12 protein-coding genes are annotated in these 13,280 nt (G+C 53.9%); 5 read left to right on the plus strand and 7 right to left on the minus strand.

Translation table 11 applies throughout. From position 1 onward, the window contains the following. Positions 1-97: 97 nt before the first annotated feature. Both OK438_00810 and OK438_00815 read right to left on the minus strand, forming a co-directional pair. Positions 98-742 (minus strand): hypothetical protein, encoded by a 645-nt coding sequence (locus OK438_00810; GenBank protein ID MDA4123977.1) that lies wholly within the window; start codon positions 740-742, stop codon positions 98-100. 468 nt (positions 743-1,210) lie between these two features. Continuing rightward, positions 1,211-1,765 (minus strand): Lrp/AsnC family transcriptional regulator, encoded by a 555-nt coding sequence (locus OK438_00815; protein MDA4123978.1) that lies wholly within the window; start codon positions 1,763-1,765, stop codon positions 1,211-1,213. Positions 1,766-2,046: 281 nt separating this feature from the next. Between OK438_00815 and OK438_00820 the strand changes: the two genes are divergently transcribed. Continuing rightward, entirely contained in the window at positions 2,047-3,195 is a 1,149-nt protein-coding gene (locus tag OK438_00820) for a glycosyltransferase family 4 protein (protein ID MDA4123979.1), read from the plus strand. Between the two features lie 1,074 nt (positions 3,196-4,269). Here OK438_00820 and OK438_00825 read toward each other — a convergent pair. Next, positions 4,270-4,689, minus strand: coding sequence for a hypothetical protein (locus OK438_00825; protein MDA4123980.1), 420 nt, complete (start codon positions 4,687-4,689; stop codon positions 4,270-4,272). Between the two features lie 202 nt (positions 4,690-4,891). Here OK438_00825 and OK438_00830 point away from each other — a divergent pair, with 202 nt between their 5' ends. Then, positions 4,892-6,076, plus strand: a complete 1,185-nt coding sequence (locus OK438_00830) for a hypothetical protein (protein ID MDA4123981.1) — start codon at positions 4,892-4,894, stop codon at positions 6,074-6,076. 215 nt (positions 6,077-6,291) lie between these two features. On the opposite strand, the gene OK438_00835 is transcribed toward OK438_00830, so the two are convergent. Both OK438_00835 and OK438_00840 read right to left on the minus strand, forming a co-directional pair. Beyond that, positions 6,292-6,483, minus strand: a complete 192-nt coding sequence (locus OK438_00835) for a hypothetical protein (protein ID MDA4123982.1) — start codon at positions 6,481-6,483, stop codon at positions 6,292-6,294. Between the two features lie 382 nt (positions 6,484-6,865). Further along, a complete protein-coding gene (locus OK438_00840) occupies positions 6,866-7,978 on the minus strand; it encodes a hypothetical protein (protein ID MDA4123983.1) in 1,113 nt (370 codons plus the stop codon). Between the two features lie 460 nt (positions 7,979-8,438). Between OK438_00840 and OK438_00845 the strand changes: the two genes are divergently transcribed. Then, the gene (locus OK438_00845; GenBank protein MDA4123984.1) at positions 8,439-9,320 is read left to right on the plus strand and encodes a hypothetical protein; all 882 of its coding nucleotides are present in this window, start codon (positions 8,439-8,441) and stop codon (positions 9,318-9,320) included. Positions 9,321-9,606: 286 nt separating this feature from the next. On the opposite strand, the gene OK438_00850 is transcribed toward OK438_00845, so the two are convergent. Together OK438_00850 and OK438_00855 are read right to left on the minus strand one after the other, a co-directional pair. Further along, complete coding sequence (locus OK438_00850; GenBank protein ID MDA4123985.1) at positions 9,607-10,152, minus strand: cupin domain-containing protein; 546 nt, start codon at positions 10,150-10,152, stop codon at positions 9,607-9,609. Between the two features lie 116 nt (positions 10,153-10,268). Next, positions 10,269-11,666, minus strand: a complete 1,398-nt coding sequence (locus OK438_00855; protein ID MDA4123986.1) for an APC family permease — start codon at positions 11,664-11,666, stop codon at positions 10,269-10,271. A 141-nt stretch (positions 11,667-11,807) separates the two neighbouring features. Between OK438_00855 and OK438_00860 the strand changes: the two genes are divergently transcribed. Both OK438_00860 and OK438_00865 read left to right on the plus strand, forming a co-directional pair. Continuing rightward, positions 11,808-12,467: a TrkA family potassium uptake protein gene (locus OK438_00860; protein ID MDA4123987.1), complete on the plus strand. Its 660-nt coding sequence runs from the start codon at positions 11,808-11,810 to the stop codon at positions 12,465-12,467. Positions 12,468-12,477: 10 nt separating this feature from the next. Next, positions 12,478-13,266: a mechanosensitive ion channel family protein gene (locus tag OK438_00865; protein ID MDA4123988.1), complete on the plus strand. Its 789-nt coding sequence runs from the start codon at positions 12,478-12,480 to the stop codon at positions 13,264-13,266. Positions 13,267-13,280 lie beyond the last annotated feature (14 nt).

Consider the following 13,280-nt stretch of genomic DNA (forward strand, 5'->3'; position numbering starts at 1 on the left):
CACGCTACACCCAAAAATCTACATTTGAGGATGAAGGAGGTAAGTCAAATCCTCTTAGGCTCCTGCTGAGTGAAGATTCCAGTGCCCCTTCCCGATTCTATGACTGTGCTTTTGAACTGACAATGAATGATTCGATTGGCTCGGCAGGAGAGTACGCGGGGGGAACCTGGCGTCGTGGAGAACATAGGTTCTTGGCGCCGAACAGGGCTAGGCCAAAGACTAGGACTGAAGCGAGATGCTCGAGAACGTCCAGTTCATACCACGAGGACCTGACAGCTGACTGCACTGAGTGAAGAGGTATGTTCTGAAAGTAACTCAGGATGAACGCAATCCCGAGAAGCATGTAAATCCACAGCCTCCCATCATGCAAATGGAGGGCACCATCCGAGATCTCCCATACAGAGAGATAAAGGAAGACGAGTGTTGCCAGGTGGAGGAGGAGCTCGAGGGTAAGATGAGGAAGAAGGGGGTTGAGCCTCGTGACTTCCGGCCAGGTAAGGACCGAATCGAAGTTCACCGGGGCATCGTCGATGACAGACCAAAGGTATCCGACGAATGCGAACAAGAGGAATCTGTTGTCCCTTCGGCGAAGGAGGGCCCACCCTACTGCCAGAGGAATAATAACGCCGATCATGAAGGTCGAGTAGTCGAACGCCTGGTTGTAACCGACGTAAACCTCAGTGGCCACTAGCGCTGCGATGACTGTGGCCCCAGATCCAAAGCGGCGGAATCCCGCTGACACGCTAAAGAAGCACCCTTTCATTCACGCAATCCAGCCTTCTGAATGGCTCACTGCACCAATCTTATGAATATGTGTTGGAATTAGTATTTTTCAGGTAATGGTCATCCATGAGACCTGTCATGGTCCGGAGTACAAGAAGGGCCTCATCCATGGGGTCGGCCCAACAAACGCTTCCCTCGGAGTGTCAGAAAGAGCTAGCTGGGGAAGCGAAATGCGAAGTAGAACAACTACTGTCCAAAATCAGGAACATCATGTCGACTTGACATGAATCCGATATTCATGCGCATGACTCCCTGGTACATACAAGGTTCCAGTCTCTGCCGGGTTCTCGAGGGCTGGAGTCAAACAGGCGCATCGCGATCCTCGATTCTAACATCGCAAACGAGTCCGTCAATTCAAGGTCGATTCGAGCTTCAAGAATGGTCCTCGGGACTTCCTGGGCGTTCGATTGAACCGACCCTAGGCATCTCAGCGTGCGGCCAAATCTTGGGTCGGACCTTTGTGAACTTTGTCGCTGTGAACCCTACTCCTAGGGAACCTCGTTTCCCTCAGGTAGCGTAGTAATGACGCGTAGTCTTGCTTAAGCTTCTTTGTGACCAGCGAGGTTGTCAGCTCAGCAGCAAGGACGTCAAGGTCGCGAAGGACCGAGTCTCTCATCTTGAACATGTCTGTCTCAATCACCTTCATCGTGTAATTATTGGAGCCAAGAGTCTCGTAACATGTAACGATCCTGGGGTCGGAGTTTATGAGCTCGTTGAGCTTGTGAGCATACCCAATCCCACGAACTGTGGTCGACCCGACATAAGCCTGAGCCCGAAGTCCGAGTTTCGACCAATCTATTTCGACAGCTTGCTTCAGCACCCCTTCGTTGGTGAGAGTCCTAATTCGCTTTGCCACAGTCCGCTGGTCCCAGTGGAGCAATTCAGCGATGTCCTTGTAGTTCATCTCGGGATGGCGGACCAACGTTTCGAGCAACATTAGGTCGAATTCGTCTGCCTCGAACGTTGTCTCCGACGACACCATGACACTCGATGGCATGAACTCTTGGGCTTAAGGCTATCCGTTGGGTCATCCCTGCCGCCCTCGGTCTAATTCTTGCCAAGCGAGACGAGAACCACTCCTGCAACTTTCAAGTCCGAGTCAAATTGTTGCGACCAACCTAGCGTGAGGGGGGGTTTCCTTTGAACTCATGTCAAACCATTTCGCCCAAAACCCCAAATCAGGGGTTAGAGGAAGCGGGGGACCTTGACAACACTTCCATCTTGTATTCAAACGGGACCTCCAACTTCTACAGGATGCCTGGCTTGACGAAATTGAGAGTCCTGATTGTCACCCCATCGTTCCCGCCGCTACGAAACGGGACGGCGAGGCTGATTGGAAACATAGCTGATTCCCTGAGCGCAGGAGGATCCTCCGTCGTTGTACTCACCCGCCGAACAGGGGCATTGCCTGCTCGCGAAAGCGCGAATGGAGTCTACATCATGCGCATTTCTGCTAGCTCCTCATTTTTCGGGAAGATTTCCTTCGTGATTCAATCCTTGGTGCTTCTGGCGGTCTCTATTCGGCGCTGGCGGATCGAGGTGATTCATTCCGTCGGCACGGCGGCGCTAGCCTCTTCGATATTCGGGTCGCTCTTCTCTCGACCGATCATCGTGACCTTCCCCGGGCTGCCCGCTGAATCAAAGCGATCTGGAGACCCTCAGAGGGCCGTTAAGACGAAAGCCCGCGGGATACTACGTGTCCTTTCCCTTTTTCCTCGATACGCGACCGTCCCTACGAAAGGGGCATTGGGGCCAATTGTCGAGCTCTGCGGCGAACGAATCGCCGAGAGAATTCGGGTGATTTCGAACCCGATGGATGTGGCCAAGTTCTCACCTTCTGGTCGCGCGAGGCCCGAAGGAAACTTCCCCGAGATACTGGTTGTGGGCGGACTCCGGTCAAGAAAGGGCGTTGGGACCTTGATTCGTGCCCTTCCCGTGGTCTTGCATGAATACCCAACCCTTAGAGTGACTCTTGTGGGGAGTGGGTCGTTTGCGCCTAGCCTCGAAAGGCTGATTCAGAAGTTGGGCATAGCAGGGTCGATAGGATGGACGGGAGAGGTCAGTGACGAACAGCTCATTGATCGCTACGAGGACAGCGATGTGGTCGTAGTTCCTTCCCTTGCCGGAGGAGAAGCGTTCGGATACGTCGTTGCCGAAGCAATGTGCATGAAGAAGCCGGTGATTGCGTCCGCAACGCCTGGGCCGTCAGAGATCATCACAGACGCCAACTGCGGCCTCTTGTTTCCTCCTGGAGACCAGGCCGAGCTAGCGGCACTGATTCTTCGGATCGCAAGAGACGACACTCAATGCAGGTTGTTCGGCGAAAATGGCAGGCGTTACGCAGAAGAGCATTTCGACTCAAAGAAAGTGATTGTGGAATTCGAGGACTTGTACAGAAAGGCAATAGGTTGAACAACCAGCCGACTGATCTTGACCCTCCTAATGACCCCCGAGGAGCGAAAACAAGGGCAAAAATTATTCAATAAATCCCCTCCCCTGCCTGCAAGATTTCTGGTACTGAAGCCTCTCGGATGGAAAGATGTCGGAAGTGGAAGCATAGATTCAGAACCCTCGTTTGAAATCCATTCCACTTATGAGCCTAATAACATGAAAATCTGCTTGTTTGAGGAAGAAAGATTCAAGTTTACTTGTTCTCGCTATCTTGGTGGTCTCCTCACTCTATCCGATGATCCTGACTTCTACAGTCGCGCCAGTCAGTGCATCAGGCGGAGCGCGCTTGGGCTTCTGGGTTGACGAGCGCGACCAATGGAGCGGCATCGGCTATAACTGGACGCCACAGCAGTTCATAACGAATTACTTCAATACCGCGCCGTTCCCATCTGCCATGGTCTGGGCGACTTCGATGACCCCTGGAGGTCCCAATAACCCCGGTGCGTTGGGCGAGGCCGCGTGGCTCTCGCAGCTTGCGAGTCTATGCAAGTCGTCGAACCTAAATGTCGAGATAATACTTCTTATGTTCATCAACCTCTCCGGAACCACAGTCAATGGCGTTCCGGATCAGACTGCGCTCTTCACCCAATACGTAGCCGCGCTCGGAACTCACTCGAACATTGCAGGTTTCGAGTACGAGCGCGAGTATTACGGTAACACCGTCTCGGAGAACACCGCTTTCAGAGACATAGTCCAAGGGGCGGGCTATACTTGGATCATCGACCCTTCAATGGTGCCGAACTTCTCAACTGGGCCTGTCCTTGACTACTCCACCTACCCCTACTTCGGCGCGACAATCCCCTCTTCGCTCTCTTCGGGCTCTCGAAGCATGGGGGTCGGGTACGGGGAGACGGGGTCCCCGACGGGCAATACTCCTAACCCCGCGTGGACTCAAACGAGCGTCCAGGCCATTGTCGACACATCTCCAGCCAATCCCTACGTTCTGCTCTACTCGGGAAGCGGAGGGACGGGCCAACCTTCCTATCAACTCTGGAACTGGCCCACGCTCCGGAACTGGATATGGAATGACCCCAGCTACCAGCAGAACTTCGTGCTTTCCACCCTTTCGGGAGGGGGCGGTACGACCACGACTTCCACCAGCACCACTTCCTCCACGAGTTCAACGACTAGCACGTCTTCCTCCACCACTCGTTCCACCTCCACAACGTCTTCAACATCTACCACGAAGTCCACTTCCACGGCGACCACCTCCAAGTCCACCACGACAACTACTTCCACTGTGACCACGGCCAAGTCCACAACGACAACTTCGACCTCTTCTTCGGCAGCAACAACGAGTTCGACCACCACGTCGACGACAACGCCTACAAGTCCAACTTCGACCTCTTCCTCGACAACCACAACCAGCTCTGCGACCACGACGTCAACTTCAAGCAGTCCTAGTCTAACAACCTCGCAGCCGGCACCGACAAGAACAAGCACTTCCCAGGGCACGCCATCGTACACGCTTTCGGTCGTGGGCGTTTGTGTCTCGTCTGGGGCAGGGTCCTATGTGGATGGCTCCACGGCGACCGTCGAATTCACGGGAGTCTGCTCGAGAAGCCAAGGATCGGGGGTCAGGGTGATCTCCTGGTCACTTGACGGCGGACGAAACACCACCGTTCAAACTCCTGCTGCGTCTAGCATCTCAGTACTCATGGATACATCTCATACTGTCAGACTCTACTCCGTTGCTCAGTACCAGTTATCCCTCGACTACGGAGCCGAGACCTCTATGCTGTCTGTCACGTCTCCCAGCATTCCGGGGGACGGCTATTGGTACGACTCCGGGACCACTGTCTCATTTGCCGGCGAGGTCGGGGTAGTTGGGTTCCAGGTCACGGGCTGGGCGCTGGATGGTTCGGGCACCAACTCGGTTTCAAGCGCCACAACGTTCTCCTCGACCCCATTTGCCATGACCAAACCACGTTCACTCACCATCGTTCTCACTCCTGCCTCCGGTCCCTCATGTGGGTTGTCCAGTTGTACTTCAGCACCGGTATTCGATATGACCGTCAAGACAGACAAGAACGTTGCTGGTGGGGTCTGGGTCGATGGGACTTCCTTCCCCCAGACAGTGACATTCTCCTGGCCAGCTGGGTCGATTCACAATATCACCGCGATCCAAAGCGACATTGATTCGTCGGTGCGCGAATACTTCAGCCACTGGTCTGGAGACTCTACCTCCCGATCACCGACCATCACGTTGATTGTTAACAAGACTGGGTATTTGGCGCCAGAATATCATTCACAATACTTGGTGTCTTTGGCTTTTACAGACGCTGGGGGAAGCCCTCTGACGCCTCAGGCCGTCACCCTAGACGGGCCTGCCGGCGTGCAGAAGCTCGGGCCGAATCTGTCGATGTGGGCAATCGAGGGAGACAACTACAAGTTGACTTCGGTGTCCTGGTCGGGCTCGAACGTGGTGATGGACAATGCATCCGTGTTCAGCGTGAACTTCCCTCAAACCATTGCCTTCCCGCTCGCCGTTTATCCACAGGTCGTCAGGGCCACCGACGTCTATGGCTTGCGGCTCCAGGGTGCGATGGTCAACGTCACAACTTCGACCGGCGTCGGCTTCTCAATGAAGACCGATGCCCAAGGAATAGTCCGATTCAGAGTCCCATTCGGGATATATGCTGCCACTGTCAGCTATTTGGGGGTGACCGAACAGATTGTCCCAAACAGTCTGGGGAGTCACACCTTCACAGTAAGTTTCTTGCTCAGCTATCCTCTCTTCGCAACCGTTGGGGCCGCAACTGCCATAGCCTGCGTCTTCGTTTTCGTCAGACTTCGGAGGAGACCAGACTTTCAAGGCATATACTACTTCGACTCGGAATAACGAATATCCTCGAGGCCGCCGAATCAGGTGAAATGTCAAGAACAATCGTTGGATTAGGTCATGATTGCCTAAACCCTGGTTAAGCGCGAACCAGGCCTGATTCGAGTGTCTCGGCATAGACGGCTAGTCGCCGATCTCGTTGTGTCGGCTTTCATACCGTTCTTGGGCATCTGGCTCTATGAAATGACTAATTGGATGGCTCTGGCACTTCAGGGCTATGGTGTTTCTCTCAGCATGGCGGGGTGGATGCCTTTGGGAGTCTCGGCAGTGACTTCATCGGGACCCTCCCCTTTGACCAAGGTGGTCCAAGTGGCCGTTGCCATCGGCCTCCTGCTGCCGCTGAGGAAGCTTTTCTCCAGCACTAGGCTCCCTCTGGCCGAGGCCTTGGTCGTCTCTTCAGTCGGCATCTTTCTCGCCAGCGGATATTGGGAGATGCTCTCCCTTCTGACAGTTCTGCCAACTGCGATTCATATGGGCATCTTCATCTCCGGCACAGGCGCCTCGGTGCTAGTACTGCTCCATGGTAGCCAAATCGGTCGACCCCGTCACTTCGCACGCACTTCTGCGCGCCCAGCACCACGCTTGTAGGGGGACGCACTACTATCTGGTTGGCGCCCTGCAATAGAAGGGGCACCTGCAGAAACCGCCAGTCTGCCGGCAGACCACCTACATGATAGAGTGAGCTTCGGAAACCCTGACCTCGTCAGATTGAATTCGTAGGCGGCGGATTGCCTTCTCCGCATGGTGAGTCGATAATAGTGATCGCCTAGGGCTCCATGAGTATGGCGCTCATCCATAAGTGGAAAGCACGAAGTCTTGCTGGTAGTTGGAGTCAGTCCAAATCCAATTTCTGAGCGTAGGCCAGTTCCACATCCGCGTTGACGGTTGGCCTGCGGGTAAATATCCCGCGCCCGCATATACCAGGACGTAGGGATCGGCTGGAGATGTGTCTACAATGGCCTGGACGCTCGTTTGAGTCCACGCTGGAGTCGGAGTCGAACCAGTTGGAGCACCAGTTTCTCCATATCCTATCCCTATGCTGCTTGAGCCCGAGGGGAGCGAGCTGGGAATAGTCCCTCCGAAGTAGGGATAGCTCGAGTAATCCAAAACCGGATCAGAGGGAAAGTTGCTCATCATCGAGGGGTCGACTACGTTGGTGTAACCCGCCCCGTTGATGATGGTCCTGAATCCAGCGACCTCCGCGACGGTGTTGCCGTAGTATTCCCGCTCGTATTCACAGCCAGCGATATTCGTGTGGCTTCCGAGCGCGCTCATGTATTGGGTGAGGAGAGTGGTCTGGTCTGGAACCCCGTTGATGGTTCCTCCCGAGAGGTTGACGAAGAAGAGAATCACTATCCTCACGTTCAGCCCTTGGGACTGTGCCAGGCTCGCTACCCGTGAGAGCCACAGGGCCTCCCCTATCGCGCTTGGCGCGTTCGGTCCAGTAGGCGTCATGGCTGTCGCGAAAAGCATCGCTGAAGGGTAGGGCGCAGTCAGGAAGTAGTTAGTTACGAACTGCTGGGAAGTCCAGTTGAGGCCTACCCCGCTCCACATGTCCCTCTCATCAATCCAGAATCCGAGCCTGTACGTTGCAATTACGGTTCGAGTCGTCGTTATTGTCCTGTTGGTGATGATTGTGGTCTGGGTCCTGATTGTTGTGGTTTGAATCGTTTGAGTGGTTTGGGTGGTTCGGGTCGTGGTCGTTATGGTTTGGGTCGTTGCCGTCGACGTCGTTGTGATTGTGCTAAGTGGGAGAGTGCATGAATGGGTCTCGCAGGCGTTGGTCGTGGCGCCACCTGCGATGTCGAGGTATGCAAGAGCGCTAACAACAGAAGCGACACAAACTATGCCGATTACGAAGATGGCTGCCCAGAAAGTGTTCTTCGTTGTCCACGTCTTCATTCGCGCGGCGAATGTCATCCGAATTTTCAAGCGCGCGGGGAATTAAAGGTTTCACTGCTCCACATCGTGAGTGGGTCAGGTGGTGGGCTGCTTTGATTCTTGAGGTAATGAGGGTCGTCTTGGTCGGGCTGGGTGGTTGGGCTGAGTCGAACAGTGGACGAGTGGGACACGAAGTTTGACATGACCGACAGTAAGGGAGGCTCGAACGAGCCGGTGGTGGTCGATGCTACTCGCTTGCTTCAATCGTTCGTCAAGATCGCGAAGTTCACTCGAGGGGGAGAGAATTGGCCACCCGTTGATGGCACTGCATCTGAGCTTGATGGAAATGCAAATACGTTCCTTCAATGTGTCATGATAGGCTTATCTCTCTGTATGACATGGATATTGTATGTTCGTGTTATTCAATAACACAGGCAATTATATCTGAACCGGAACATCCCCAAGAAGGAAGTACTAGTCGATGTCGAAGTTCCCCTTGTTCCTTGCGATTATCCTCGTAGTCAGTCTTCTCTCAGTCCCCGCTGCTATTGCTCAACCAACGCACAGGCTCGGATTCTGGATTGATGAGAGGGACATGTGGAGCGGGGTAGGCCTACATTGGTCACCCCAGCAGTTCGTAACCAACTACTTCCTGACTGCGCCGTATCCGTCGGCCATGGTCTTTGCCACGGCGATGACACCTGACGGCCCATACGCTGGCACGTTGGGGGGAGCGCTGGGGGAATCCAAGTGGTTGGGACAGGTGGCGAGCCTGGCACAGTCCCAAGGGCTGAACGTGAGGATAGTGATTCTCTTCTTCGTCAACCTCTCGGGAAAGACGATTGGAGGTATTGGGGACCAGGCTGGGCTCCTGACCAAGTACATGCAGGCACTCGGGAGCCATACAAGCATAGTTGGTTGTGAATACGAGCGGGAATACTACGGCAACACCGTCGCGGAGGTCACCACGTTCAAGAGCATCGTAAACAAAGCGGGATGCACCAACATAGCCGACCCCACGCAGAAGGCCAACTTTCTCTCCGACCCAGTCCTGGACTATTCGATCTATCCATATTTCGGAGGGACAGTTCCTGGCGCGCTTCTCGCAGGTTCCCGGAGCATAGGGCTAGGATACGGGGAGATAGGAGTGCCTTCTGGCAATACTCCCAACCCCGCATGGACCCAGGCAAGCGTTCGCTCTATCGTCGATGCGTCCCCTGGCAGTTCCTTCGTACTGATTTACTCAGACAACGGCGGCAAAGGCCAGCCATCGTGGGAGTTGTGGAACTGGCCCACGCTCCGGAACTGGATATGGACTGACTCCAACTACAAACTCAATTACGTTCTGTCCACGACCAAGTAGCGGCCAGCAAGTTGACCACCACGACCAGGACAACCCTGGTCAGTCAACACGCATCCGACCCTCGTCGTTCCACTCCTCGCACTTTATGTGAAGATGCGAGGACTTTGGAGTGAACAATTGGCGGTCGAAATCTAGAACATCCTACCTCTAAACAATGAATGCGAGATTCATGATAATGAATTGCTGGAACACTCGTGGCCTATTGGTTGCCTTCGCGTAACTTGGGGCTCGTCTTCAAGCTATCCATTCTGATTTGCACCAAATGAGTCCGAAAACAATAACCTAGCTAGATGTTCAAGACTTTGTGAAGTGATTCGACCTTCTTCTGGTTTCGTGCGAGAATGTCCCAGAAGCGTTGGCTCTTACCAGGGTCAAGTTGGAGTCCCTTGCTCCAATAGGATCTGTTGACTGGGTCCGAGAGAACCTGCGAATCGAATTGGTCTTCTCTGACGACCATATCGACCTCGTCTTCGAAGATGTCGAGGGAGGGCGGAACCACCCTCTCTGTCGCGGTTACCGCCACGATTCCTTCGGCGATACCAGGCCAGCTGACGACGGGAGCATCAGCCCGGGTTCTGACATCATGAGGTTCCCTTATGTCGAAGACTACTCCAGAGGATGCGCCGACTCTTTCCCATTTGCCGATTGCCAGGACCTCGATTTCTCCCGCCAGAACAAAGGTTGATTCCTGAGTCATCAAGTGAACATGCTCGCCGTCTTTCGCGTTGGCTGTTCGCTTTGTTATCGATATCATGCTCCTACCACTGTAGAAGCTCTTTGCAAATCCATCCAGCGAATCGCCTGCTTGAATGACTTGCATGAAGTTCCACACTTGTGCGACGGTATTTCAAGGTTCGGAACTGCGGCCAGAATGCCAGGTGGAAGAGGTGAGTCAGGATGAAGGTGGTGCTGGTCAGGAACTGCCTTACCTCCCGGCGGGCATTTCGATCATGGGAGCGGGGTCGTCTCCACCCTGTGGATCCTGGAATAGAGATAGTAGATTAGCAACCCCAAGATTATCCAGACTGTTCCCACTTCTCTTCCGATCGGATGAAGGACAACCACCAACAGCCAGATGGTGAGATCTGCTGCAAAGCATGCTGCGGCGAGGATCGGGACCTCATACTCTCTTTGCCCGCCACTTTGGGTCTTCCTCTTGATTCTGATGCTCCAAGGGGCCTTGAAGGGGCGAACGAGGTTTTTCTCTTTGTTTCGCAGCGAGATAAGGCTTAGACCCACTATCATGTAGGCGATTAACGCTCCAAAGTTGTACATTTCCGCAAGAATGTCAAGCTCGGCGGAAAAGGCGACGACGATAGCGATTGCAATCGATGAGAAGACAACAATTGAGACGAAGGGGGTCTTGTACCTCTTATGCAGACGGCTGAAAACCTTTGGGATGACTCCCTCATCACTCATGGCATAGGTGATCCGAGAGACTCCCACAATTCCTGCGTTGGCAGCAACAATCAGAACCGAGATTCCGAGGATAGCTGTAAGCCCGCCAAGAACCCATCCGAACGGAAGCCTAGACGCGATGAACGAAACGGGATAGTTGATAGCGGCCGGATTGTTCTGAAAGGCCTGATATGGGACGACGCCCAACGCCAGTGTCGAATAGGCTAATGTTGCTGCGACCACCGCGATGCTGATGAGAAAAATCGCCCGTGGGATGTTCTTTCCGGCATGCTTGGTCTCTCCGCTACTCTGAGAGACGACTTCAATCCCAAGGTAGGAGGACATGGCGATGGTTACTGCATAGAGAAGATTCGGATAGGTAGGGGTGCTCCCAAGAACCGGCGGAGCATTCAATGCCGGGTGATAGGAAAGGACGAAACCAATCGCCAGCACCACTGCCTCTCCGACAAGGTCGAACATGACCAGGAAATACGAGAATCTCGCAGACTCCCCAATCCCCAAGATGTTGATTGCCAACAGTCCAAGGATGACTGAGACGGTTACAATGCCCGCTACGGTGTTTAGCACTGGGAAGAAGTACCCCACATATCCGACTGCGGCAACTGCGGAGATTGCAGTCGTCACTAGATAATCCAACAGCAGCGCCCAGGCAGCTAGGAATGCGACCCTACGGCCAAAGGCCTTCTTCGCGAAGATGAAGGCTCCCCCAGCCTGGTGGTAGGAACTTGATAACTCAGCGTAGCAAATGGCGGTGAGGACGTACGCAATGGTGGCGAAGACGTACGCATATGTCGCAGCCGCGCCAGCGTACAGCAACACGAGGCCGAGGGTGAAGTAGACCCCCTCGGCGACATCGCCGTAGGCGAAAGCGAAGTTTCCGAGGATACCGATGTCCCTTCGAAGACTCTGTCCTCGTTTACGTTGCATAGGAATAATCGGAGGGGTCGAAGGTCTGGCGCATCTCTAAAAAGCGTTTAAATCGAGCTGATTTTCGCTTTCATTAGGTAACGATTGTAGCTCATGAGAGATACCCCGGATAAAGAATTTGAAGATTGAGTGCTTCTGAGTTTGCCAACGCTAGTTACCGGTGGAGGCGTGATAGGGTCTAGGCTCGCTGTCTATCTCTCTCAAATTGGGGAGGATGTGACCGTAGTCGAGGAAGATAGAAAGAAATGCGAGTGGATTTCGAAGAACTCCGACGCAAAGGTGTACAATGGCAGCGCGCTGGACCCCGACCTCCTCATGCAGGCGGGCATCGACAAGGCTGACACCCTGATCGTCGCTATGGGGAACGACCAGCTCACCAGAAAGGTTGTGGATCTTGCAAAGAAACAGTTTGGAATCCCCAAAGTCTTCGCCATAACAAGAGAATCTGAGCATTCTGACCAAATACGCTCCAGCGGAGCCAACAGGGTGATATGTGCCCAAGATGAAGTTCTGGATGAGGCCAAGAGAGCGTTGAACTCGGGCGCCGATCGAATGATCTATCACGACGTGCAGAGAGGCTGTCTCATTTCAAGGGCAACCCTTCGGGCGACTTCGAGCGCGATTGGGAAGCCGATTTCAAAGTTCCAAAACAAGTCTGCAAGGATCTCGGGATTGATACGTGATGGAAACCTCATGTTTCCGTTCGAAGACACGACCCTCGAAATGGGCGACGAGCTGTTCATCATCGGAATGCAGGACGACGTTGAAGAGGTTGTGAGGGTGCTAAGTGAGGAGAGCTGAGAGTAGAGAAATGTCGTCAACGATATCGACCTCCTCCGTCACAGACATCGTCGTAAGGATAATCATATCTGCGGTCATCCTGGCAACCACGTACCTGATCACCTTCGGGTTTGGCAGGCTTGTCGTGCAGGCTATCGGAAGGCGAAGCAGGAGCTCTGCCTATGAGATTGGGAGGGTGGGATCCACGGTGATTTGGATCATTGGGATACTTTCGATACTACCTGTCCTTGGCGCTTCGGAAATCGTCGTTGCCGTGGTCATCTTGCTCGTCGGCGCCTTTCTGATCTTGGCCACGAGGGACTTTTCGAACAACTGGTTTGCCGGCCAGATGATCAAGGCGATCGGACCATTCAAGATCGGAGACTGGATTCGGACGACCGATGGCTCCTACGGACGAGTAGCAAAGATAGAGGGGCTCTACACGCTGCTCGTGACGCCCCAGAACGAGATAGTTGTCATCCCGAACAGCAAGTTGACCTCTGACTTGCTCTTGGACAGGACCACGAGTGGGAGTCTGAAGGTGCCCGTCGAACTGGAACTTGATCGCGGCGTGGAGTTTGGGCAATTCACCCTGGCTGTCTCAAGGATCATGGAAGATCTAGGGCAGAACTTCACCGATTCTGCGCCGAAGGGTAACGGACCGGAGATATACTTGGTGTCGACAACGCCCGATTCTATCAAGGTGAGAATCTTTCTCAGAATAGACAACGCCGCGAAAGAGGAAGAAGTAGCATCGGAATTCAGAAAGCGCTTCAGCGTATCGGGACTAGAACGACGAAAGGCAAACGTCCCTGGCTAGCCAACATCTGACCA

The organism is Nitrososphaerota archaeon (assembly GCA_027887005.1).
Taxonomy (GTDB): Archaea; Thermoproteota; Nitrososphaeria; order Nitrososphaerales; family Gagatemarchaeaceae; genus UBA183.